The sequence below is a fragment of the Halorubrum sp. F4 genome (assembly GCF_027257195.1).
Classification (GTDB): Archaea; Halobacteriota; Halobacteria; order Halobacteriales; family Haloferacaceae; genus Halorubrum.
This window is the reverse complement of record NZ_JAPDFS010000002.1, coordinates 646,760-668,115: the sequence shown is the minus strand read 5'-3', so window position 1 is coordinate 668,115 and position 21,356 is coordinate 646,760. Positions and strand designations below refer to the sequence as shown.

Below are 21,356 nucleotides of genomic sequence, written 5' to 3'. Positions count from 1 at the left end.
GTCCGATCCCGGAACGTGATAACGAGAACTCACACGGATATCCGCGGATTCTCCGTCCGCAGGATGATCCCTTCCGGATCGGTACCGTGCCCTCCATAATTACCTGATCTGATATTCGGGTGCGAGCGTTTATGCTCCACGGTCCGCGATCCGATCGCATGGAATCGGGCGAGCGATGGTCGACGCGGGTCGATGACGGAGTTCTCGTCGTGGAGTTCCCGCACGGGACGGGGATCAGCCCCGCCGCCGGCGAGGCGCTGCTCGACCGATGGCGGACTCTCATCGCCGACCGCGACGTCGACGCCGTCGTGATCGCCGTGCGGACGAGTCGGCCGTGTTCGGACGCGGGTCGACTGACGCTCCGCGAGTCCACACAGATCGCGGTCGCCCACGGCGTCGACCGCTTCGCCGTCGTCGGGGAACGGTCGAAACGGCAGTACATCCAGCGGACGATCGCCATCGAGGACATCACCGTCGAGGCGTTCAACGACCCCGCGACCGCCGTCCGGTGGGCGCGGTCGGTGCCCGAGTCGCCGTCCTCGGTCAGATCGTCTCCCTAGCGGCCGATCGCGTCCGACGCCGTCTTCGACCCACTCAGTCGGCCGTCGACGGCTCCGCCCCCGCGGCGGCGTCGGCGGGCGGATTCGCCGAGAAGTAGCTCGCCAGCGCCGGTCCCGAGACGTTGTGCCAGACCGAGAACAGCGCCGGGATCAGCGCCGCCTCCGGGCTGAAAAACGACGTCGCGAGCGCGACCGCGAGCCCGCTGTTCTGGAGGCCGACCTCGAACGCACAGGCGCGGGCCCGGTCCTCGGACATCCCGGTCGCCTGCCCGATGCCGTAGCCCGCGCCGATCCCGATCCCGTTGTGGATCACGACGGCCGCGAACGCCAGCGCCGCCGCGGTCAGGATGTTCTCGACGTTGAGGCCGACGACGGCGGCGACGATGGCGACGATGGCCGCGACGCTCACCGCCGGGAACACGTCGAGGCCGACCTCGGCCACGCGCGGGGCCTTCCGGTCGAGGACGTACCGGATCGCGAACCCGAGCACGACCGGGATCACCACGATCTGGACGATGGTGACGAACATCTCCATGAACGTCACCTCGAGGCTCTCCCCGAGGATGAACACGACCCACGCGGGCATGACGAGCGGCGCGGCGAGCGTCGTGACGGTCGTGATCGCCACCGAGAGGGCCACGTCCCCCTTCCCGAGGTAGGTCATCACGTTCGAGGCGGTCCCGCCGGGGGCGGCGCCGACGAGTATCAGTCCGACCGCGAGCGCGTTCGGCAGGTCGAACGCGACCACGAGCGCCCACGCCGCCAGCGGCATCACGAGCCACTGGGCGACCGCGCCGATCGCCACGTCGCGGGGTCGCTCGACGAGTCGCTTGAGGTCGACCGGCTCGAGCGTGAGCCCCATCCCGAGCATGATGATCCCGAGAAGCGGCGTGATGTACGGCGCGATCGGGGTGAACGTCCCGGGCGAGTACAGCGCCAGCGCCGAGGCGACGAGCACCCAGACGACGAAGTACCTGCTCGCGATCCGGCTCGCCCGTCGGATCCCGTCGGTTCCGATGCTCACGAAATGACCCTCCGTTTGCGGTCCATACTGGACGTTCGTTGGATCCGGCCTTTCACTCCGTCGCTTCCGGGAAGGTCGTCCGGATCCCCGAGTCAGCTCTCGATCCCGGACGAGGTCAGTCCTCGATCCCCGCCTCGGCGACGACCCGTTCGGCCTGCCGGGTCGCACGGGCGCGGACCGCCGCGGCGTCGACTCCGACGTGTTCGCCGCCGTCGTACCGGACCTCGCCGTCGACCATCGTGAAGACCACGTCGTCGCCGTGGGCGGCGTACACGAGATGCGAGACCGGGTCGTGGACCGGGGTCGCCCGCGTCCGCTCGGTCGTGATCCCGATCAGGTCGGCCGCGTATCCCGGCGCGAGCCGCCCGATCCGGTCGAAGCCCGCGGCGCGCGCGCCGTTCTCCGTCGCCATCTCCAGGACCGTCCCGGCCGGCAGACGGGTCGGGTCGCGGGCGTCCACCTTCCCGAGGAGGCTCGCCTGCCGCATCTCCGTGAAGGGATCGAGCGTGTTGTTACACGGCGGCCCGTCGTTGCCGAGCGCCACCGTGATCCCGCGGTCGAGGTAGTCGTGTATCGGGGCGATCCCCGAGGCGAGTTTCATGTTCGAGGAGGGGCAGTGGGTGACCACCGTGTCCGTCTCGGCGAGGACCTCGCGCTCGCTCTCGTCGGTGTGGACGCAGTGCGCGAGCGTCACGTCCGGCCCGGTGAGGCCGACCTCGTCGAGCCAGTGGACGTTTCGCCTCCCGGTCGCGGCCTCGACCGTCTCGATCTCGTCCTCGTTCTCGCTGGCGTGGGTGTGGATCGTCACGCCGTCGTGGCGGTCGGCGAGGTCGCGACAGCCGCGGAGACACGCCTCGCTGCAGGTGACGGCGAACCGCGGCGTGACCGCGTAGCGAACCCGACCGTCGGCCGCGCCGTGATACCTCTCGATCAGCGCCTCGCTCTCCGCGAGGGCCTCGTCGGTGTCCTCCAGCAGTCCGTCGGGCGACTCCTTGTCCATCAACACCTTGCCGAGTCGCCCGCGGATCCCCGTCTCGATCGCCGCCTCGAACGCCTCCGCCGCGTGGTTCACGGAGAGGTGGTCGACGACGGTCGTCGTCCCGGACTCGAGACACTCGAGGTAGCCGAGTTCGGCGGCCGCCCGCGTCGCCTCGGCGTCCATCGCCGCCTCCATCGGCAACACGGCCTCGAAGAGCCAGTCGAGGAGGGCGTCGTCGTCGGCGATCCCCCGCCCGAGCGACTGGACGGAGTGGACGTGGCCGCCGACCAGCCCGGGCGCGACGAGGTCGAACGCCCGTCGCTCGTGGTCGGGGTACGTCTCACGGAGGGTTTCCGCGTCGCCCACCGCGGCGATCGTGTCGCCCTCGACGACGACCGCCCCGTCGTCGATGACGGTCTCGGCGTCGGCGATGACGGTCCCGGTTACCAACATGTCCGTCCGTTCCTGGCGGGTGTGACTCAAGAGTCTTGTCGATCGGATCGCGGCGTTCCCGCTCGCTCACGAGAACCGGTCCGTGTCCGCTATCGAACGGTTCGAACGCGATCGGTTCGCGATCCCGTCGTATCTCGTCTCCGACGACGTCGTTAGCCGAGTCGAGGAGCTACATGATCCGCTGTTTCGGACGAAAACGACCTGAAGAGTGGACCTCGACCGTACTGAACCGATCGGGGAAGTACCGTACGCCCGTACTGTCCCGTGATAGCATTGGTTAAGTAACGTATTTATTTTGAGAAGTTCTGAAGTCCGTGTGACACGCTGTACGCATTGCGGCAAGCCCTCTTCGGACCGATTCAGCCTCGTTTTCGAGCGGGAAGCGGAGCAGCGTGAGATGGATCTGTATCTCTGCGATCAGTGTCTCGATCGGTTCAAGGCCGCCCCGGACGTACGACTGTCCGACTGACGACTGTCCGATCGAGTCCTCCCCGTGCTGAAGCGCGAGGCGTTCTCCGTGGATCTCCGTGAACGCCACCGGAGACGATCCTCCGATCTCCTCAGGGCGACGTGGAGTCCGACTCCAACTCCGCCTCGAGGTCCGAAGTCCCGCCGTCCCGCTCCCGGGATCCGCCCCGGTCGACGGTCCCCTCGAGTCCCTCGGTCTCGAGGAGTCGATCCAGCCGCCGTTCGAACTCCGCCTCGTCGATCTCGCCGGTCGCGTACCGGTTCCGAAGGGCGGCGACCGGGTCCTCGTGGGTCGATCTGCTCCTCGCGGCCGTCGTCTCCGCCCCGTCGGCGGGCTCGACGAGCGGGAAGTCCTCGCCGAGTATCGCGACGACCGGGAGCAGGACCAGGAAGCCGAACACGAACGTCGCCGGGATGAGAACGCCGAGTTCGAGCACCGCGAACAGCGACGTCAGTCCGAACGAGAGGACCGCGATGAGCCCCATGAGCCGTTTCTTCTCGAAGCGTGGGAGGGCAGCCATGGGCGGTCGTTTCCGGTCGCCGGCGCAAAAGCGTGTCGCCGCGTGGAGCCCGCATCGACGGGTATTCCCGTCGCGCTCGCGCAGTCGTCGCCGAATGCTGCGATACGTGACGACGAACCCGGGCAAGGTCCGCGAGGCGGAGCGCTACCTGGCGGACGGCTCGGTCAGCCAGTTGAACTTCGACTACACGGAGATACAGGCCGCGGAGCTCGCGCCGATCGCGGCACGCGGTGCCCGCGAGGCGTATCGGGAGGCGGGCGAACCCGTCCTCGTCGACGACGCGGGACTGTTCGTCGAGGGGATCGACGGCTTTCCCGGACCCTACTCCTCGTACGTCGAGGACACGCTCGGGATCGACCGAGTCTGGGAGATCGCCCGCTCGCTCGAGGATCGTCGGGCGGCGTTTCGGTGTACCCTCGCGTACTGCGACGGCGAGGGGTTCGCCGCCAGTCCCGACCCCGTCGACCGGGGCGACCGCGTCGCCGCCGCGGCCGCGGGACCGGGAGACGCGAACGCGGACGGGGTCGGCGGCGACACCGAACGCGCCGATCCCCTTCCGGTCAAGCTCTTCGAGGGCTACGTCCCCGGCCGGATCGTCGCCCCGCGCGGCGACGGCGGATTCGGCTACGACCCGATCTTCGAACACGACGGCGAGACGTTCGCGGAGATGGACACCGACCGGAAGAACGCGGTCTCCCACCGCGGGCGGGCGTTGGAGAAGTTCGCGGAGTGGTACGCGGATCGGTAGCGGGGAGTCACCTCCTACCACTCCCGCGTGTCCCGGTCCGGTCCGGGGTACTCGCCGCCGACGACCTCGGGGTAGAGCCGCGCGGGCGAGAACACGGTCGCGAACGCCCGCGGCTCGCGCACGCTCACGGGGAACCGGTCGCGGAGCCCCGCGGCCGCTCCCGGGCTCGTCAGCGCCGGATCGAGGCTGATCACCTGCATCGCGCCGCCGTGATACGCCGACGCCAGCGCCGGATGGTCGCCGGCGGGATGGGACACGGGCTCGCGCCACGCGGCCAGCCGTGCCCGCCAGTCGCGCGCGAGTCCCGGGTCGGCAAGCGTCGCCACCACCGCCTCCACGTCGTCGAGGAGGGCGTCGCTGGCGACGAGCGTCGTCCAGGAGTGTCCCCGGAGGTGATCGAGCGCGTCGCGGGCGGCCCCGCCGACGAGGAGGTCCGCCGCCAACACGTCCGCGTCGGCGACGACCCGTGCGGGACTGGGCTCCGGTCGATCGTCGTCCGGCACGCTCATTCGTCGTCGTCCCGCTCCGTCCCGTCGCTCCGTCCCGTCCCGTCGTCCCGCTCCGCGCGTCGCGAAGCGAGCGCGCGCGAGATGGCCTCCTCGTCGACGTCGGATCCGTCGGCCCGGTCGAACAGGTCGCCGAAGGTCATGTTCACACCCTCCGTCGCCGCCCATATCGGCCTTCCGGCCCGCGTCCGGGATGGACCTCGAATCTCCGTTCGCGTGTCCGCGTCGTCTCCGGCGGCACGCGATCCCGCCGCGGCGTGGGACGCCCGTCGGACGTGGAGCACACGTCTGACGCGGGTATAAGTCGGTCCGGTCGGTCGATCCCTCCGGGCGCATCGCCCCGATCGGTTCGGGGTGAAGTGCCGATTCCCCCGGTTTCTCGGACGACGACGTGCGTCGCCGTCCCCGATATCGCTCGGATCTCGAGTCATGCGTATTCATACCAAACAACGATGTGGGAGGGGTCCGTACTCGAGGTATGGTAGACGACACGTCCGCGACCGCCACCGCGGGTCGAATCGGGTCGCTCACCGCTACGCACTGGGTCGGCGTCGCCGCCGCGGTCGTGAGCGCGCTCGTCCACCTCGTGTTGGGGGTCGGGTTCCTCTCCGACTTCCTCGAGGCCGGACTTCCGGTCTCGCTCGCGATGGGCGTCGCGTTCCTCGTCGCGAGCGGCGGCTTCCTCCTCGGGATCTGGCTCGTCGTCACCGGACAGTTCCTCCCGACGACCTATCTCCTCGGGATCCCCTTTACGGCCGGCCAGATCGTCCTCTGGTACGTCCTCAACAGCCCTGGGCTTCCCGCGCCGCCGTCGATAAACCCGCTGTCGGCGGCCGACAAGGTCGCCCAGATCGCGTTGATCGCGGTGCTCGTGGTCCTGTACCGTCGGGAGTCGTAAGCGGGGAGGGGGGAATCCACGTCAGAGCCGACCGCTCGCGACGAGCCAGTCTCGCACGAAGGAGGCGACGACCGGAACCGTGACGGCGGCCGCGAACAGCCGCGAGGCTCCCTCCCCCGGAACCGGCGACAGCGCGAGCCAGGTCGCGAGCATCGTCGCCGCGCCGATCGGTCGACGGAGCCGGCTCGGCCGCAGGTCGTGGGTCGGGAGTCCCCGTCGTCGACGACGGCGGAGCCCGTAGGCGAAGGCCGGCCGGGCGAGTCCCACCGCGAGGAAGACGACGGGAGCCGCGCCGGCGACGACGGCGACCGCCGCGCCGACGAGAACGGTCGCCCCGTCGACCTCGACGTCGAGCTCCGCGCCGAGTTCGGTCACCGCGTCGGTCGCGCGCGCCACCGCCCCGTCGACCGCGTCGCCCCCGGCGGCGACCGCGAACAGCGCGCCGGCGAGCCAGCCGTTCCCGCCCGCGGCGGTCGCGGTCGGGTCGACGACGAGGTACGCGCCGAGCAGCGCGAGCGCCGACGCACGAAGGATCGTCACCGCGGTCGCCGCCGTCACCGGCTCTCTGCCGCCGGACTCCCGAGCTCGACCGGCCGCGACCCGGATCGCCGCGAGCGCGACCGCTCCGCCGAGCGCGACGCCGCCGAGCCCGACCGTCGGGAGGCCGACGGCGAGCAGTCCCGCGGCACCGAGTCCGGTCGGGACCGCCCATAACGCGACGAGCGGGAGCCAGCCGCCGCCGATCGAGAACCGGCAAGCGACGCGGTCCGTCGGAGCCATCGATCCCACGAGGGGACCGTCGGGAAAACCACTTTCGACGGCGGATGGCACGTCGGAGCGGAGGGCTCTCGCCGCCGCGGAGGGCGCTCGACGGCCGATCAGACGAACCGGCTCGGGTCCAGGTACGACGCCGTCTCCGGGTCGACCGTCTCGCCGGCGATCCGCCTCGCGAGGAACTCGCCGATCGCCGGCGCGACCGTGACGCCGAGGCCGTTCATGCCGGCGGCGACGTAGAGGTCGTCGACCGCGGTCTCGCCGACGGCCGGGACGCCGTCGGGCGTGAGCGTCCGGACGCCGACCCAGTCGGCGACGACCTCGGCCCCTCCGAGCCGCGGGATCGCCTCCTCGATCCGCTCGCCGACCTCGAGGTAGAACTCGTGACCGACCGACCGGGCGTCGGTCGGATCCAGCTTCCCGGCCTCATCGTAGCTCGCGCCGAAGTTCCCGGCGAACGCCTGGTTCCGCCCCTCGCCGCGGACGTAGAGCCCGTCGCCGAACTGGACGAAGGGGAGCGAGAAGGGCTCGTCCCTCCCGAGCACGACGACCGGCCCGCGGTTGTGTCGGAACGGAAGCGAGACGCCGGCCATGTCGTTCACGGTCGGCGCCCACGGCCCCGCCGCGTTCACCACGGCGGCCGCGGATCGCGTCCCGTCCGCGGTCTCGACGCCGACGACCGACCCGTCCTCGACGAGGACGTCCGTCACCGCGGTTCCCGTCTCGACGTCGACGCCGGCGTCGGCCGCCTCGCGGGCGTAGTACTGGACGATCTCCGCCGGGTCGAGGTAGCCGTCGTTCGGCGTCCACATCGCCCCGGCGACCGCGTCGGGATCGAGCCCGTGGTCGGCGAGCGCTTCCCGCTCGAGCATCGACGCCTCGACGCCGAACTCCGAGAGGGTCTCCGTGGCCTCACGGCGGTCGGCCAGCTCGGCATCGGTTCGCGCGACGTCGAGCGTCCCGATCCGCTCGAACGAGAGGGTGCCGTCCTCGACCAGCGGCTCGTAGTGTTCCCACGCGCGCTCGCGGAGCGCGTGGCTCAGTCGGTCCGGAGTCGACTGGTGTCTGACGAAGATCGCGACGGAGTCGCCGGTGGTCCCGGAGCCGAGCGCGTCGCGCTCGTAGAGCACGACGGGTCGGGAGCGGTCACACAGGCGATACGCGAGGTTCGCGCCGACGATGCCGCCGCCGACGATCACGACGGGATCCATTACCGTCTCCGTCCCCGCGGTCGGGTAAAAAGCCCCACGCTCGGCGGGGAGAACGCTCGTGGTCGCCTGCCGTCCTCAGCGGGGATACGCTTTTGATCGCTCGACCCGTGGTGATCCCGTGTACACGGTTCGCGTCTCGCGACGGTTCATCGCTCAGCACTTCCTGACCGTCCCCGACGCCGGCCCGGAGAGCGAGCTCCACTCGCATCGCTTCGAGGTCGAAGTCGAGGTGGCCGGTCCCGAGTTGAACGAGCACGACTACCTCGTCGACATCGACGACCTCGCCGGCCGGATCGACGAACTCGTCGACGAGTACGCCGACGCGACGCTCAACGACCGCCCCCGGTTCGAGGGATACAACCCCAGCGTCGAGCGGTTCGCCCGGGTGTTCTGCGACCGGCTCCTCGCGGGGATCGACACGGACGGCATTGAGTCCGCGACCGTCAGGATGTGGGAGGACGAGACCGCCTCGGCGAGCTACGAGACGACGGTCGAGGGGTGAGTCCTCCGCTCCCGTTTCGATCGCTCCTCGCTCTCTCAGTACGTCAACAGAACCCCCACCGCCTCGTCCGGCCGTTCCTCGAGCAGCTCGTAGGCGTCCCCGGCCTCCGCGAGCGGGATCCGGTGGGTGAGTATCGGGTCGAGATCGAGCCGGGCGAGCCGCTCCCAGGCGACCTCCCGGCGGCGCTCGAGCGACCACCGACCCCGAAGCGCCGGCTCGATCGTCGACACCTGGCTGCTCTCGACGGTGATCCGGCCCCGGTGGAAGGTCCCCCCGAGGTCGAGTTCGGCGGGTTTCGTCCCGTACCACGACCCGACGACGACCCGCCCGTCGTACCCGGTGGCCGCGATCGCGTCGTCGAGGGCGGCCGGCGCGCCGCTCAACTCGTAGGTGAGGTCCCGTCCCGGCGGGTCGCCCTCACGGAGCCGGTCGACCGCGTCCGTCCCCGGCGGGAGGCTCCGGTCCGCACCGAGACGCTCGGAGCGCTCCCGGCGGGCGGCACACGCGTCGACGGTCACGAGCTCGGAGAGCGACGATTCGGCGAGCAGCGCGGTCGTCGCGAGCCCGACCATTCCCTGACCGAACACGCCGGCGCGCTCGCCGATCCGGGGGTTCCCGTCCATGAGGAAGTTGACCGCGGTCTCCACGGTCGGAAACAGCGCGGCCTGCGCGTCGGTGATCCCCTCGGGAACGGGCTGGAGCTGTTCCGGGGCTGCCGTGAACGCGCTCGCGTGCGGCTCGAACGCGAAGGTCCGCCGTCCGAGCCAGTCGGGATCGACCTCGTCGCCGACCGCGTCGACCTCGCCCACGGCGGCGTAGCCGTACGACAGCGGAAACGAGAGGTCGCCGTCGAGCGACTCCAGCGCCGGGTCCGCCGGGAGATCGGTCGGCGCTTCGCCGCGGTAGACGAGCCGCTCCGTGCCGGAACTGATCGCCGAGACCGTCGTCCGCACGCGGACCTCGTCGGGCGCGGGGGTCGGATCCGGGATCGACTCGATCTCGACCGTCCGCGGTCCGGTGAACCGGAGTCGACGCGCGGTCATCGCCCGTCCCGTCCTCGGCGGTCCGGTTCGGTTGGATCGACTGACCGACTTCGGGGACGACCCGTCCGTCCGATCGGACGGCGTGGTGGGTACATAGATAAAGAGAGGAGGTGACACACCTAAACGTTGGCCGCGACGATCGGGTAACAGCGGCTCCGCAGGTGGCGGCGACCTCGCGGGCGACGGCGGCTCCGTGGTCGACGTCCCGTTCCCGACCGACGGTTCCGTGGACGATGACGCCACCATCGGCGTCCCGATCGTTTTCACCCCCTCGGGCGTCCCACGACGCGTTCGCGATCCGACTCCACGATCCGGACCGTCGTCTCCGCACGCAGACCCTCCGATTCACCGTTCGCGGCGTTCACCGCCGCCCCGATGGTGTGTTCGCCGGGTTCGGCCGGTACCCACTCCGAGTCGGTCACCCGAAACAGTCCGCTCCACCGCCTGCGGAAGCGCTTCCGCTCGCCGCGGTCGAACGCGAACCGCCCCGGTTCGTCGGGCGGATCGCGGAGGGAAACCGCCGCGGTCGCGGCCTCGACGTCGCCGTCGACGGTCCACGTCCACGGGAGGGGCGACGCGGTCGGGATCGAGACCGGAAACGGAAGCCCGTTGCGGAAGGTGACCGTGAACGGGATCGACTCGCCGGTCGCGTACTCCCGCCGCGGGGTCTCCACGTCGACGGAGACGGCTCGACGACGCAGCGCACGCGGGACGAGCCGATCGCTGAGCGCCGCGGCGGGGACCGAGCGCAGCGCCTGGATCTTCCCTCCGTCGTTCCGCTCCGCCGAGGCATGCGGGTCGTCGTCGCGGCGGAGCGCGCCCGACTCGTAGATCCGTCGCATCGGGCGGGGTTGAACGCGGGAGGACTAAACCGATCCGGCCGGTTCCGCTCCCTCCTCGAACGTCCCGGCTTCCTCGTCGAACCCGTCGTCGTACCGGAGACACGCGATCCCGTGGTCCACGCCGACCTCGTACTCCGGCGGGTGGTGTCGCTCGCACGGCGAGGTGAACGCCGGTTCGAGCAGCGTCGCGGCCGTCCCGATCCGGTCGTCGTACAGCGCGTCGATCGCCTCGCCGAGCGTCTCCTCCGCGTCGGCGTCCGGAAGCGTCTCGGGAAGGTCGAACTCCTCGCGAACCAGTCCGCCGAACGTCTCCCGTGACGCCTCGGTCGGGCCACTTCCGGTCGCGGGGTCGGATCGCGGGCTCGAGCCGCCCGATCGCCGAGTCGACTCGCCGAGTCGGGCCGTTCGGTCGTCCGCTCCCCTCGTCGCCGTCAACGACGTCACGTCGTCGGCGCTCGCCGCTCGGCGCGCCAGGGCCGCCACGGACCGCCAGACGTCCGCCGGGAGGTCGGAATTCGCGTCGGGGACGAGCCGCGGACACCGGGTGTGGAACCGGCAGCCGTCGGGCGGATCGATCGGGGACGGAACCGTCCCCGTGAGCCGGATCCCGTCGCCGTCCCACAGCGGATCGGGTTCGGGGATCGCCGAGAGCAGCGCCTCGGTGTACGGGTGATGCGGCGGTTCGAACACGGCGTCGGTCGGTCCGCGCTCGACGAACTCGCCGAGATACATCACGGCGACGCGGTCCGAGACGTGCTCGACCACGCGGAGGTCGTGGGCGATGAACACGTACGAGAGGCCGAACTCCTCCTGGAGGTCCGAGAGCAGGTTGAGGACCTGCGACTGGACGCTGGCGTCGAGCGCGCTCACCGGCTCGTCACAGACGATCACCTCCGGCTCGACCGCGAGCGCACGGGCGATCCCGAGCCGCTGCTGCTGTCCGCCGGAGAACTCGTGGGGATAGCGGTCGGCGTAATTCGCGTTCAATCCGACCGTCTCCAACAGCTCACGGACCCGCTCGTCGCGTTCCGACCCCGTCGCGAGGCCGTGGACGTCGAGCGGCTCGCCGACGACGTCGCCGGCGGTGAGACGGGGATTCAGACTCGAGAGGGGGTCCTGAAAGACGTACTGGAGGTCCGTCCGGCGGTCGCGAAGCTCGGCGCTCGAGAGCGCCGTCAGGTCCTCACCCCGATGGTACACCGACCCGGCCGTCGGCTCGATCAGCCGGAGGACGCTTCGGGCGAGCGTCGTCTTTCCGCAGCCGGACTCGCCGACGACGCCGAGCGTCTCGCCCTCCCGAAGCTCGAAGTCCACGCCGTCGACCGCCCGAACCCGCCGTGACCGTCCGAACAACCGGTCGAGGAACCCGTCGGTCGAGTCGTAGTGCGTCTTCAGCCCCTCGACGCGGAGGACCGGCTCGGCGGAGTCACTCATCGGACCCACCCTCCTCGCGCTCGTCGATCGCTTTCTCGACGTGCTCGCCGGTCCCTCCCGCGACCTCGACCGAGTAGTCTAGCCCGCCGGAGAGCCCCTCCGTGTACTCGAGGCAGGCGGCCGCCCGGTCGTCGTCGAGCGTCGCCGCCTCGCCGGTCTCCGGGTCGACGAGCGCGGGATCGGTCCGGGTACACGCCTCCTCGGCGAAGGGGCATCGAGGGTGGAACCGACAGCCGGGGGGCGGATCGATCGGATCCGGCATCGTCCCCGGGATCGTCGGAAGTCGGTCGTCGTCGTCACCGACTCGCGGGATCGCGCTCATCAGCCCCGCGGTGTACGGGTGTTTGGGGTCGTAGTACAGCTCCTCGACCGGCGCCGTCTCGACGGCCTCGCCCGCGTACATCACCATCGCCCGGTCGCACGTCCCGGCGATCACTCCGAGGTCGTGGGTGACCAGCTGGACCGCGACGTCGAACTCGTCGGCCAGTTCGGCGAGCAGGTCGAGGATCCGTGCCTCGACGGTGACGTCGAGGGCGGTCGTCGGCTCGTCGGCGACGATCAGCTCCGGGTCACACGACAGCGCCATCGCGATGGCCGCCCGCTGGCACATCCCGCCGGAGAACTCGTGCGGGTAGTCCGAGTACCGCGTCTCGGCGTCGGCGATCCCGACGCGGTCGAGCAGGCGGATCGCCCGGTCGCGGGCCGTGGACGGGGCGTACTCCAGGTGATGTTCGATCGTCTCGGCGATCTGCTCGCCGACGGTGTAGACGGGGTTCAACGCGGCGCGGGCGTCCTGAAACACCGTCCCGATCCCGTCTCCCCGAACCGACCGGAGTGCGGACTCGTCCATCGAGAGGAGGTCCTCGCCCTCGAACCGGACCTCGCCGCCCTCGATCCGTCCGGGAGAGTCGATCAGCCCGAGCACCGACAGCGCGGCCACGCTCTTTCCCGCGCCGCTCTCCCCGACGACGCCGAACGTCTCGCCGGCCTCGATCCGGTAGGAGAGCCCGTCGACGGCGGTCACGACCCCTTCCTCGGCGTAAAACCGGACCGTCAGGTCCTCGACCTCGAGTACGGCCGTCACGACTCGTCACCTCCTCGGTCCGCTTCGCGTCGGCGTTTCCCCTCCCTCACGCCGGCCGCACGCGCGTCGAGCGCGTCGTTGATCCCGTCGCCGATCACGTTCATCGCCAGCACGAAGACGAAGATAGCTCCGCCCGGATACACCGTCGCCCACCACGGGATCCGTCCGCCGGGTCCCTGGATCAGCGTCTCGCGCGTCGCGTCGAGCATCGTGCCCCACTCGGCGGTTCCCGGGTCCATTCCGAGCCCGAGAAAGCCGAGCGCGGCGACGCCGATCACGACGCTGCCGACGTTGAGCGACGCCAACACGACGAGCGGCGACAGCGCGTTCGGCGCGACGTGTCGCCGGATCACGGCGCGGTCGCGCGCGCCGATCGCCTTCGCCGCCACCACGTACTCGCGTTCCGCGATCGACAACACCTCCCCGCGGACGAGCCGGGCGTATCCGGCCCACCCGAAGAGGCTGAACGCGATCACCAGCTGCCAGTATCCGCCGCCGAGGGTGGCGACGACGACGAGCGCCAACACGAGCCCGGGGAACGCGAATACGACGTCGACGATCCGCATCATGACCTCGTCGACGACGCCGCCGTAATAGCCCGCTATCGCTCCGTATGCCAGCCCGAACGACGCGGTCAGCCCGACGACCACGAAACCGATCGAGATGCTGTATCGTCCCCCGACGAGGACTCGAGAGAACAGGTCGCGTCCCGAGCCGTCGACCCCCATCGGGAACCGCCATGAGGGGGGGTCGTACGGGCTCACGCTCGGATCGACGGAGAGGTAGAGGATCGTCGTCGGGTCGTATGGCGCGAGCGCGAACGGCTGGACGACCACGCCGAGGACCTCCACGGGACGCGCGAGAAGCGAGACGAGCGCCATCGAGACGACGACCGCGAGCGCGGTCATCGCCGAGCGGTTCCGCCCGAACCGACGGAGGCCGCGTCGCCACCGGCCGTCCATCCCGGCCGCCGTCCCACCGTTCGTCCCGCCGGCCGCCTCGTCGCCCCACTCCGAGAGCGAGTCGCGGTCGCGGACGCGGTCCGCCTCGAACCCGGTGATCCGGATCCGACCCCGCTCGTCGGTTCGGCTGCGTGCTCGGCTCCTCGTCCCGTCGTCGTCGGCCGTGTCCGTCCCCGGATCGTCGTCGTCAGTCATACCTGATCCTCGGATCGAGTACCGCGTACAGGACGTCCGCGAGGAAGTTCGCGAGGACGACGGCGACGGCGGTCACGAGCGTGATCGCCATCACGACGTTGACCTCCCGCCGGTTGATCGCCCGAACGAACTCGGACCCGAGCCCCGGCCAGTTGAACACGCTCTCGACGACGACCGAGCCGGCGACGATGCCGGCGGTCAGCGTGGCCGCGAGCGTGACCACGGAGACGAGCGAGTTCCGCAGGACGTGTTTGAACACGACGGTTCGCTCGGGCAGTCCCCTCGCGCGCGCGGCGGTGACGTACTCCTCGTTCAGCTCCTCGGCCATCGACGTCCGCATCACTCGGGTGACGCTCGCGGCCGCCGCGGTCCCGATCGTCACACCCGGCAGAAGGAGGTATCGGAGCGTCTCCGGGTGATACAACGGCAGCCGCGACGGCGGTAACACCGGGAACAGCCCGAGATACAGCGAGAAGACCAGGATCAAGAGCAGACCGAGCCAGAAGTTCGGGATCGAGACTCCCGACAGCGCCAGCACCCGCGCCGCGACGTCGCCGAACCGCCCCTTGTTCACCGCCGCGTAGATCCCCGCCGGGATCGCGATCGCGATCGCGAAGACCCATCCGAAGGCTCCTAAGACGATCGTCTCGGGAAGTCGCCGCCAGAGGATGCCCGAGACCGCCCGCCCCGTCCGGAGCTCCCGACTGAAGTCGCCGACGAGCACGTTCGAGAGCCACGCGAGATACTGTCTCCATACCGGTCCCGAGAGCCCCCACCGCTCGCGGAGGCGCGCCTCCTCGGCGGCGCTCACGTCCGGGTTCAACGCCACCAGCTGTGAGACGGGATCGCCCGGGGTCAGGTGGAACAGCCCGAAGGTGATCACCGAGACGCCGAACAGGACCGGAACCACGGAGAGCGCGCGCCGTACCACGAACCGTCTGAGACTCATCGAGTGGGCTCCGTGCTCACGACGGCTCGTCGTACTCGGCGGCCATCTCGTCGAGCAACGCCTCCGCGCGCTCGACGTCGTACTCGTTCAGCGGCCCCACCGCGTCCTCGAGCGCCTCGTAGTCGGTCGTTCCCGCCCCGCGTGCGATCCGCGGGATGGGCGTCCAGGCGGGCTCCGCCCAGCCGTTCAACACGTTGTCGACGATCCGCTGGCGGGGGATCAGGTGGTTGACCGCCTCCCGGAGTCGCGGGTCGTCCCACGGCTCGACGTTCAGCGGGTACTGGAGGTAGTCGTAGCCGCCGGCCTCGACCGCGTGGACGAGGAAGCCGTCGGCGTCGTCGAAGTCCTCGAGCGTCGCGGTCGCGACGTCGTAGGTGAGGTCGATCTCGCCGCTCCGGAGCGCGCCGGCCCGCGTCGCGTCGTCGGGGACGACCTCCACCTCGACCGCGTCGATCACGGGGCCGTCCGGGAACGAGTCGGGACCGTCGAACCACTCGAACGCGTCCGTGACGCCGCGGGATTCGACCCAGTAGCCGTCGAACTTCGAGACCTCGAGGTACTCCTCGTCGACGAACTCGTCGAACTCGTACGGCCCGGTACCGACCGGAGTGACCCCCTCGCGCGGGTCGATGCCGCCCTTCTCGACGTCGGCGATCTGGTCCGCGCTGAGGACGGAGATCCCCGGTAGTTCTCGCTCCGCCTCCGCGTCGGGGACCTGCGCGTACACGTCCACGACGTACTCGTCGACCGCGACGGCGGCGAGCACGGAGTCGAACGTCTGCGGCGCGGTCGCCGAGTTCTCGTAGTACTCGTAGCTCGCAACGACGTCCTCGGCGGTCAACTCGCCTCCGCCGTGGAACTCGACGCCCTCCCGGAGCTCGTAGCGGAACCACATCCCGTACGTTCCGTCCGCGGCCGCCTCGCGGGCGTCCTCGGGCAGCAGCACGCGGACCTCGTCGTCGGCCGCGGGGTCGTCCTCGGGATGGCGGACGATCACCTGCTCGTCGACGTCGACGGCGCCCTCCGCCGTGGTTCCCGCGGGACGCATGTACTCCTCGTAGACCGTCCGGTCGACGTCTCGAACGTCGCGAAGCTCGTAGCGCTCCGCGAGCCACGGGTAGACGTTTCCCTCGGCGTCGTTGGCGACGAGCGCCTCGAAGAGGAGGTTCTGGACGATCGTCGACGTCGTGTCGCTGCTGTGGGGCGGATCGAAGGAGTCGGGATTCGTCGAGACCGCGGCCGTCAACGTTCCGCCCGTCGTGAGGTCCGCGAGGTCGGAATCGCCCGCGGGGCGCTCCCCGTCGATCCAGGCGACCTGCTCGTCCTGCGGGGAGAACAGGCCGTAACTGAACACGCCCTCCGGGAACGGCCACATCGCGAACCCGTGGAGGTCCGCGTTGCTCACGGCGGTCTCCACCCCGAAGTGGACGAAGGAGGTGTACCGCTCCTCGGCGAGCGTCCGCCAGATCTCGTCGTACGTCTCCGCGCGGAGCCGCGAGTCCTCGGCGACCTCGATCCCGTACCGGGCGGAGTCGAGCAGCTCGTCGAGCTCCGGGTCGGCGATCCCGGTCAGGTTACAACACGCGCCGACGTTCGCCGAGTTGTGGATCGGGTTACAGAAGCTGTGGGGGTTGAACGTCCCGGAGAGCCCGATCGCCGGGAGGTAGCCGTTGTCCTGATACGCCGGGTTGATGACCCGGTCGAGGTACGCGTTCCACTCGTAGGTCTCGACCTCCGTCTCGAAGTACCCGGTCTGTTGGAGCGACTCGGCGATGAGCTCGACCATCCGGATGCGCTCGTCCGTCCCGCCGGTCTCGAGACGGACCGAGAGGGGAAAGGGGCCGCCATCGTCCGAGTCGGAGTCGGCGGACCCCGAGGGCTCGGTGGCTCCCTGACCACCGCACCCGGCGAACCCGGCGGTCCCCGCGGCCCCGATCGTCGCGAGGAGGTTCCGCCGGTCGAGACGCCGACTCTCGTCGGCGGCTTCGTGTCGATTTGCCATGCCGTGAAAAATTCTCCCGCCGGTATAATATGTTACGGAGACCCACCCGATCGTCGGTCGTTCGATTCAACGGATCGAGGGTTCCGCGCCGCGGACTTCGCTCCGCTCAGACGTGTTCCGCGATGTAGCGATCGATCCGTCCCACGAGTTCGGGTCGAAACGTCCAGAACCCGTCCCAGACGTTGGGCTCGTCCTCGAGCGCGACCAGCGCGGCGTGGTCCCCGGTCCCGGGGCGATCGCCGCTCTCGGCGTCACTGCCTTCCGGCGGCGTGAAGACCACGAACCACGATCGACGGTAGGGATACGAGGTCCCCGTGTGGACGGTCACCGGCAGCTCTCCCGCCGGGTCGGCGTCGTCCACGCCGTAGACGTGGACGTCGACGCCGCTTCGCGCGACCGACTCGTACACCTCGTAGGTCCCGCGCTCGTCCCTGAGCCTCGAGAGCCGCTGGAACGACGACCGGAGCCTCCCGCCGCCCGTCTCGTTCGCGATCCGCTCTATCACCCGCGAGATGACGATCAGAAGCAGCTTCTCCTTGTTGGACTGGGGGTACCCTCGGAGTCTGAAGGGCACCTCGTCGAGCCCGCGAAGCACCTCGGGAAGCTCGACGTCCCCGAGATCGATCGCGCCCGTCTTGTACAGGTCCGAGTTGATGAGAAGCACCGACTCCAACAGGTCGTCGAGCGTCGACTGCGCGAGCACCTCGCCGTTCTCGACCAACGCGACCACGTCCCCGTCGCCGTCCGGAACCTCCGCGTCGCGTATCGACACGGGCTGCCCCTCGAGCAGCGAATCGAGCAGGTTCCGGACCGGATCCGGCGACGATCGGTTGAGCACGACGAGGGACCGATCCGGGGCCTCGATCTCCCCGAAGAACGCACGCAACGAATCTGCCATGTCCGTCTGGTCGTGGATCCGGCAACGACTTGAGTGTGGCTCCTCTCCGTAGACGACCGTCGGCCCTCGGACCCGTCCCGATGAACGGGTTCCACCGACCGACGTGGGGATAACGGAGCGTTCGGTCCCGGTGAAACGCGCCCGATCAGAACCGTTGCGCGACCGAATCGATGGTCGCGAACTCGACGTCCGGTTTCTCCCGCATCCATCGGACGAGCGATTCGAGATAGCGAAGGCGCGGGGCCTGGCCGACCACTTGCGGGTGGAACGTCAGCGGAAAGACGCCGTTCTCGACGTGGTCGTACATCCAGTCGAACTGCTCTCTCCACATATCGAACACCTGCTTCTCGTCGGGAGCTCCCCCTTGGGAATCCGCTCCCGAGACGTACTGGAACGGCGGCCAGTCGTCGCGCTTCCAGGAGACGGGAACTTCCACGACCTCCGTCGGTTCTCCCCGGTCATACGGCTCGTCGGGGTCGGCGGACCTGCCCTCGCGGACGTAGTACGGGCGGAAGTCGTGACCCATCTGACTTGAGTCCCACTCGAAGTCGAGCTCCTGGAGGATCTCCAGGGTGTTCGTCGAGAAGTCCCAGGCGGGCGAGCGGTAGCCGGACGGTTTCTCGCCCGTCAGGTCGCGAATGCTCTCGATTCCACGCTCGACGTCGGCTCTCTCCGCGTCCTTGGACTCGAAGCTCCCGGGGTGTCTGTGGCTCCAACCGTGGTGTTGAACGTCGTGACCTCGGTCGTGGACCTCGCCCGCTCGCTCGGGGAAACTGTCGATGGTGTGACCGGGCGTGAAAAACGTCGCCTCGACGCCGAGTTCGTCGAGCAGATCGAGGATGCGCGGGACCGCGACGGTCGCGCCGTACTCGCCCCTGGACAGTTTGGTCGGACTGTTCTCCGCACCGTATCCGTGGATCCACACCGACACCGCGTCGAAGTCGAATCCTAGACACACCGTCACGTCTCCCATCGATGGACCGTGTGATCGCCGAGACGTCATATAACGTTGAGGGTTCAGGTGTGGGGTAACCCTAAACCGCAGGTACACGAAGTGCGGCGTCATGGACGTACTGGTTACCGGTGCGGGTGGGCGAGTCGGGACGGCGATCACGGACCATCTCTCGGACGACGAATACGACTTCACGCTCCTCGACGTCACCGAGGTCGACGGCCCCGGGGAGACGGTCGTCGCGGACGTCCGCGACTACGAGGCCATCCGCCCGAGCTTCGAGGGACAGGACGCGGTCGTTCACCTCGCGTTGATCCGGGAGGGTGACGAGTTCGGCGCCGACTCTCGAGGTGTGGGGTGGTCGACCGATCTCCAGTCCAATCTCGAAGGAATCAACAACGTCTACGAGGCCGCGATCGACGCGGGCGTCGAGTCGGTCCTCTTCGCGTCCTCGAACCACGCCGTCGGCATGGTCGAAGTACGGAACAGCCCGGCGGTCTACCACGACGAGGGGATCGTCGCCGGGCACGACGAACCGCATCGGCCGGACTCCCGCTACGGGCTCTCGAAGAGCTACGGCGAGGACCTCGGGCGGCTCGCCGCGGAGGCACACGGGATCCGGTTCTACGGGCTCCGGATCGGCGCCGTTCGTGCGCCCCGATACGACCATCCGTACGGCGACGCCGAACGCGGCGTGGACGCGGGACGCTGGGAACGCGGCAGCGACGCCTACGAGGAACAGGTCGCACGCATGAAGGGCCTCTGGCAGTCCCGACGCGACCTGGCGCACCTCGTCGAGTGCTGTCTGCAGGACGACACCGTCGAGTGGGACCACTTCTACGGCGTGAGCGCGAACGATCGGCGCTGGCTCGACGACCTGCGGTACGCCCGCGAAACGATCGGGTACGACTCCCAGGACAACGGCGAGGAATGGAACGCACCGCCGGAACCCTCGGAGAGGGAGTGATCTCCCCGAGTTGAAACCAGTTCTGACGCCGGTTGCCGATTCGGACGGACGTCGACGTTTTGGCGGAATCTCGCTCGCTACGTGCTCGTCATGGATAGCCGCAGCGAAGCATATTATATCATAGAAATGATTGCAGCTCACTCATCTCACTACGAGCGCGAATCAGCGAGATCCAAGGTGTTTCTGAAAAATGCGCTCCCGATCTGTTTCAGACTGACCCCGACGCAGCCTCCAGGTTAGTTTGTGTGCCATGACACGTTCTCGAATCGCAAGACTGCGCGGCTATCGGCTTGTAGTGTTTTCGGACGTTCTTGAACGTCGGTGGACTCTCCTGAGAAGGACGAAACCAACCGAGAGAGTCTGTAAGACCGCGTAAGCCTAGGCCGAGATTTGAACTCGGGGTCTCGTCCTTACCAAGGACGCGCTTTACCGCTAAGCTACCCAGGCCCGCAATACGTCGTTGACCGGAACCGACTTTAGGGGTTTCGATTCAGGCCGCCCGTGTCGTCGGATTCCACGCCTACCGGTCCGTCGCGCTCACGGCCCGGTCGGAGATGTCGGCGATCCGGTCGGCGGTCGCCTCGGGCAGCGCCCGTCCGGGCGGCGGGAACTCCCGATCGCAGTCGGCGGCGAGCTCGCGAGCGTACTCGAGCAGCTCCGTCGGCGGATCCCCCCCGACCGCCGTCGTTCCCGCGACGACGGCGAGTTCGAGGGCGTCCACCTCCAGATTTCGGTCGAGCGCCGCCGCCTCGTCGGGATCGAGGCCCGCCGCCTCGCGTCGCGTCTGGTCGCGGCCGAACGCGCGCACGACCTCGACGGCGGCACCCGCCGCGCCGGTGTGTGCGAGAAGCGAGAACCCGCGAGAGACGAGCACGTCGGCGGCGAGGACGTCCATGTCGGCGTCGATGTCGGACTCGTGGGTGGCGGCGGTCGCCCACGGCTCCTCGTGGGCGAGCCGCCGAGTGAGCCGGAGCCCCTCGTAAATGAGTTGCACGCCCGCGGCCCGGTCGACGACCGTCTCGAGATCGACCTCGGGATCGAGCGCACGGGCGGTGATCAGAGAGAGGACACCGGGGGTTACCGCGGCGTCGGCGAGCCGGTCGTCGAGGGTCTCTCGGAGGCGTTCGGGCTCGACGTTCGCGAGCGCCTCGCGTGCGGCGTCACGCGCCCGCGCGACATCGTCCATTACCGATCCGTTCGGCAGGCAAGGGCAAAGACCTTTGGAAACCGCCCACGCGACGGCGACGATCCGGGCCGCGATCCGCCCGATCGACGGGTCACGTCTCGCGGACCGTCGGCCCGATCGTTCCGGGATCGAGTCGGCGACCCGACCGCCGCCGACGCGATGTGACAGATTTAAATATCCGACCCGACCACCTCCGAA

General features: G+C 69.3%; 22 protein-coding genes, 1 tRNA gene and 1 pseudogene. 5 read left to right on the top strand and 19 right to left on the bottom strand.

Going from position 1 to position 21,356, the window contains the following annotated elements; all coding sequences use genetic code 11:
- Positions 1 to 158 precede the first annotated feature (158 nt).
- Positions 159 to 560 (top strand): hypothetical protein, encoded by a 402-nt coding sequence (locus OKW78_RS08195; RefSeq protein WP_281194698.1) that lies wholly within the window; start codon positions 159 to 161, stop codon positions 558 to 560.
- 34 nt (positions 561 to 594) lie between these two features.
- On the opposite strand, the gene OKW78_RS08190 is transcribed toward OKW78_RS08195, so the two are convergent.
- The 4 genes from OKW78_RS08190 to OKW78_RS08175 all read right to left on the bottom strand — a co-directional run bounded on the left by OKW78_RS08190 (position 595) and on the right by OKW78_RS08175 (position 4,005).
- Positions 595 to 1,584: a bile acid:sodium symporter family protein gene (locus OKW78_RS08190; RefSeq protein WP_281194697.1), complete on the bottom strand. Its 990-nt coding sequence runs from the start codon at positions 1,582 to 1,584 to the stop codon at positions 595 to 597.
- Positions 1,585 to 1,699: 115 nt separating this feature from the next.
- The gene (locus OKW78_RS08185; protein ID WP_281194695.1) at positions 1,700 to 3,016 is read right to left on the bottom strand and encodes a 5'-deoxyadenosine deaminase; all 1,317 of its coding nucleotides are present in this window, start codon (positions 3,014 to 3,016) and stop codon (positions 1,700 to 1,702) included.
- Positions 3,017 to 3,293: 277 nt separating this feature from the next.
- A complete protein-coding gene (locus OKW78_RS08180; RefSeq protein WP_281194694.1) occupies positions 3,294 to 3,554 on the bottom strand; it encodes a hypothetical protein in 261 nt (86 codons plus the stop codon).
- 22 nt (positions 3,555 to 3,576) lie between these two features.
- Positions 3,577 to 4,005 (bottom strand): SHOCT domain-containing protein, encoded by a 429-nt coding sequence (locus OKW78_RS08175; RefSeq protein WP_281194693.1) that lies wholly within the window; start codon positions 4,003 to 4,005, stop codon positions 3,577 to 3,579.
- A 94-nt stretch (positions 4,006 to 4,099) separates the two neighbouring features.
- On the opposite strand from OKW78_RS08175, the gene OKW78_RS08170 reads away from it, so the two are divergent.
- Positions 4,100 to 4,753, top strand: coding sequence for a non-canonical purine NTP pyrophosphatase (locus OKW78_RS08170; protein ID WP_281194692.1), 654 nt, complete (start codon positions 4,100 to 4,102; stop codon positions 4,751 to 4,753).
- Positions 4,754 to 4,767: 14 nt separating this feature from the next.
- On the opposite strand, the pseudogene OKW78_RS08165 reads toward OKW78_RS08170, so the two are convergent.
- Both OKW78_RS08165 and OKW78_RS08160 read right to left on the bottom strand, forming a co-directional pair.
- Positions 4,768 to 5,235: pseudogene (locus OKW78_RS08165) on the bottom strand (hypothetical protein); the annotation flags it as partial.
- Between the two features lie 23 nt (positions 5,236 to 5,258).
- Complete coding sequence (locus OKW78_RS08160; protein WP_281194691.1) at positions 5,259 to 5,402, bottom strand: hypothetical protein; 144 nt, start codon at positions 5,400 to 5,402, stop codon at positions 5,259 to 5,261.
- 335 nt (positions 5,403 to 5,737) lie between these two features.
- On the opposite strand from OKW78_RS08160, the gene OKW78_RS08155 reads away from it, so the two are divergent.
- A complete protein-coding gene (locus OKW78_RS08155; protein WP_281194690.1) occupies positions 5,738 to 6,157 on the top strand; it encodes a hypothetical protein in 420 nt (139 codons plus the stop codon).
- A gap of 21 nt (positions 6,158 to 6,178) precedes the next feature.
- Here OKW78_RS08155 and OKW78_RS08150 read toward each other — a convergent pair whose 3' ends face one another.
- Positions 6,179 to 6,937 carry a CDP-alcohol phosphatidyltransferase family protein gene (locus tag OKW78_RS08150; protein WP_281194688.1) on the bottom strand — a complete coding sequence of 253 codons (759 nt, stop codon included), beginning with the start codon at positions 6,935 to 6,937 and terminating at the stop codon, positions 6,179 to 6,181.
- 98 nt (positions 6,938 to 7,035) lie between these two features.
- A complete protein-coding gene (locus OKW78_RS08145; RefSeq protein ID WP_281194687.1) occupies positions 7,036 to 8,142 on the bottom strand; it encodes an FAD-binding oxidoreductase in 1,107 nt (368 codons plus the stop codon).
- Positions 8,143 to 8,260: 118 nt separating this feature from the next.
- Between OKW78_RS08145 and OKW78_RS08140 the strand changes: the two genes are divergently transcribed.
- Positions 8,261 to 8,644, top strand: a complete 384-nt coding sequence (locus tag OKW78_RS08140) for a 6-carboxytetrahydropterin synthase (protein ID WP_281194686.1) — start codon at positions 8,261 to 8,263, stop codon at positions 8,642 to 8,644.
- Between the two features lie 35 nt (positions 8,645 to 8,679).
- On the opposite strand, the gene OKW78_RS08135 is transcribed toward OKW78_RS08140, so the two are convergent.
- The 9 genes from OKW78_RS08135 to OKW78_RS08095 all read right to left on the bottom strand — a co-directional run bounded on the left by OKW78_RS08135 (position 8,680) and on the right by OKW78_RS08095 (position 19,026).
- Positions 8,680 to 9,687, bottom strand: a complete 1,008-nt coding sequence (locus OKW78_RS08135; RefSeq protein WP_281194685.1) for a zinc-binding alcohol dehydrogenase — start codon at positions 9,685 to 9,687, stop codon at positions 8,680 to 8,682.
- 263 nt (positions 9,688 to 9,950) lie between these two features.
- Positions 9,951 to 10,529 (bottom strand): hypothetical protein, encoded by a 579-nt coding sequence (locus tag OKW78_RS08130; protein ID WP_281194684.1) that lies wholly within the window; start codon positions 10,527 to 10,529, stop codon positions 9,951 to 9,953.
- 24 nt (positions 10,530 to 10,553) lie between these two features.
- On the bottom strand, positions 10,554 to 11,963 hold the full coding sequence (locus OKW78_RS08125) for an ABC transporter ATP-binding protein (RefSeq protein WP_281194683.1): 1,410 nt from the start codon (positions 11,961 to 11,963) through the stop codon (positions 10,554 to 10,556).
- Positions 11,956 to 13,047: an ABC transporter ATP-binding protein gene (locus tag OKW78_RS08120; protein ID WP_281194682.1), complete on the bottom strand. Its 1,092-nt coding sequence runs from the start codon at positions 13,045 to 13,047 to the stop codon at positions 11,956 to 11,958. Before OKW78_RS08120 ends, OKW78_RS08125 begins: the two co-directional genes overlap by 8 nt.
- Entirely contained in the window at positions 13,044 to 14,204 is a 1,161-nt protein-coding gene (locus OKW78_RS08115; protein WP_281194681.1) for an ABC transporter permease, read from the bottom strand. The genes OKW78_RS08120 and OKW78_RS08115 overlap by 4 nt, the downstream gene beginning before the upstream one ends.
- The gene (locus OKW78_RS08110; protein WP_281194680.1) at positions 14,197 to 15,153 is read right to left on the bottom strand and encodes an ABC transporter permease; all 957 of its coding nucleotides are present in this window, start codon (positions 15,151 to 15,153) and stop codon (positions 14,197 to 14,199) included. The genes OKW78_RS08115 and OKW78_RS08110 overlap by 8 nt, the downstream gene beginning before the upstream one ends.
- 16 nt (positions 15,154 to 15,169) lie before the next feature.
- A complete protein-coding gene (locus OKW78_RS08105; RefSeq protein ID WP_369335034.1) occupies positions 15,170 to 16,939 on the bottom strand; it encodes an ABC transporter substrate-binding protein in 1,770 nt (589 codons plus the stop codon).
- A gap of 322 nt (positions 16,940 to 17,261) precedes the next feature.
- Positions 17,262 to 18,053 carry a DICT sensory domain-containing protein gene (locus tag OKW78_RS08100; RefSeq protein ID WP_281194678.1) on the bottom strand — a complete coding sequence of 264 codons (792 nt, stop codon included), beginning with the start codon at positions 18,051 to 18,053 and terminating at the stop codon, positions 17,262 to 17,264.
- 145 nt (positions 18,054 to 18,198) lie between these two features.
- Positions 18,199 to 19,026 carry a polysaccharide deacetylase gene (locus OKW78_RS08095; protein WP_281194677.1) on the bottom strand — a complete coding sequence of 276 codons (828 nt, stop codon included), beginning with the start codon at positions 19,024 to 19,026 and terminating at the stop codon, positions 18,199 to 18,201.
- A 91-nt stretch (positions 19,027 to 19,117) separates the two neighbouring features.
- Here OKW78_RS08095 and OKW78_RS08090 point away from each other — a divergent pair, with 91 nt between their 5' ends.
- Complete coding sequence (locus OKW78_RS08090) at positions 19,118 to 19,972, top strand: NAD(P)-dependent oxidoreductase (protein WP_281194676.1); 855 nt, start codon at positions 19,118 to 19,120, stop codon at positions 19,970 to 19,972.
- 375 nt (positions 19,973 to 20,347) lie between these two features.
- Here the strand turns inward: OKW78_RS08090 and OKW78_RS08085 are convergent.
- A tRNA-Thr gene (locus OKW78_RS08085) sits at positions 20,348 to 20,419 on the bottom strand.
- A gap of 73 nt (positions 20,420 to 20,492) precedes the next feature.
- Entirely contained in the window at positions 20,493 to 21,158 is a 666-nt protein-coding gene (locus tag OKW78_RS08080) for a hypothetical protein (RefSeq protein ID WP_281194675.1), read from the bottom strand.
- Positions 21,159 to 21,356 lie beyond the last annotated feature (198 nt).

What these genes read in the sequence shown, in the direction of transcription:
- OKW78_RS08145 (WP_281194687.1), bottom strand. Translation starts at nt 8,142, where the DNA reads ATGGATCCCGTCGTGATCGTCGGCGGCGGCATCGTCGGCGCGAACCTC.
- OKW78_RS08185 (WP_281194695.1), bottom strand. Translation starts at nt 3,016, where the DNA reads ATGTTGGTAACCGGGACCGTCATCGCCGACGCCGAGACCGTCATCGAC.
- OKW78_RS08170 (WP_281194692.1), top strand. Translation starts at nt 4,100, where the DNA reads ATGCTGCGATACGTGACGACGAACCCGGGCAAGGTCCGCGAGGCGGAG.
- OKW78_RS08080 (WP_281194675.1), bottom strand. Translation starts at nt 21,158, where the DNA reads ATGGACGATGTCGCGCGGGCGCGTGACGCCGCACGCGAGGCGCTCGCG.
- OKW78_RS08095 (WP_281194677.1), bottom strand. Translation starts at nt 19,026, where the DNA reads ATGGGAGACGTGACGGTGTGTCTAGGATTCGACTTCGACGCGGTGTCG.
- OKW78_RS08090 (WP_281194676.1), top strand. Translation starts at nt 19,118, where the DNA reads ATGGACGTACTGGTTACCGGTGCGGGTGGGCGAGTCGGGACGGCGATC.
- OKW78_RS08135 (WP_281194685.1), bottom strand. Translation starts at nt 9,687, where the DNA reads ATGACCGCGCGTCGACTCCGGTTCACCGGACCGCGGACGGTCGAGATC.
- OKW78_RS08110 (WP_281194680.1), bottom strand. Translation starts at nt 15,153, where the DNA reads ATGAGTCTCAGACGGTTCGTGGTACGGCGCGCGCTCTCCGTGGTTCCG.
- OKW78_RS08105 (WP_369335034.1), bottom strand. Translation starts at nt 16,939, where the DNA reads ATGGTCGAGCTCATCGCCGAGTCGCTCCAACAGACCGGGTACTTCGAG.
- OKW78_RS08160 (WP_281194691.1), bottom strand. Translation starts at nt 5,402, where the DNA reads ATGACCTTCGGCGACCTGTTCGACCGGGCCGACGGATCCGACGTCGAC.
- OKW78_RS08100 (WP_281194678.1), bottom strand. Translation starts at nt 18,053, where the DNA reads ATGGCAGATTCGTTGCGTGCGTTCTTCGGGGAGATCGAGGCCCCGGAT.
- OKW78_RS08150 (WP_281194688.1), bottom strand. Translation starts at nt 6,937, where the DNA reads ATGGCTCCGACGGACCGCGTCGCTTGCCGGTTCTCGATCGGCGGCGGC.
- OKW78_RS08115 (WP_281194681.1), bottom strand. Translation starts at nt 14,204, where the DNA reads ATGACTGACGACGACGATCCGGGGACGGACACGGCCGACGACGACGGG.
- OKW78_RS08130 (WP_281194684.1), bottom strand. Translation starts at nt 10,529, where the DNA reads ATGCGACGGATCTACGAGTCGGGCGCGCTCCGCCGCGACGACGACCCG.
- OKW78_RS08125 (WP_281194683.1), bottom strand. Translation starts at nt 11,963, where the DNA reads ATGAGTGACTCCGCCGAGCCGGTCCTCCGCGTCGAGGGGCTGAAGACG.
- OKW78_RS08155 (WP_281194690.1), top strand. Translation starts at nt 5,738, where the DNA reads ATGGTAGACGACACGTCCGCGACCGCCACCGCGGGTCGAATCGGGTCG.
- OKW78_RS08175 (WP_281194693.1), bottom strand. Translation starts at nt 4,005, where the DNA reads ATGGCTGCCCTCCCACGCTTCGAGAAGAAACGGCTCATGGGGCTCATC.
- OKW78_RS08195 (WP_281194698.1), top strand. Translation starts at nt 159, where the DNA reads ATGGAATCGGGCGAGCGATGGTCGACGCGGGTCGATGACGGAGTTCTC.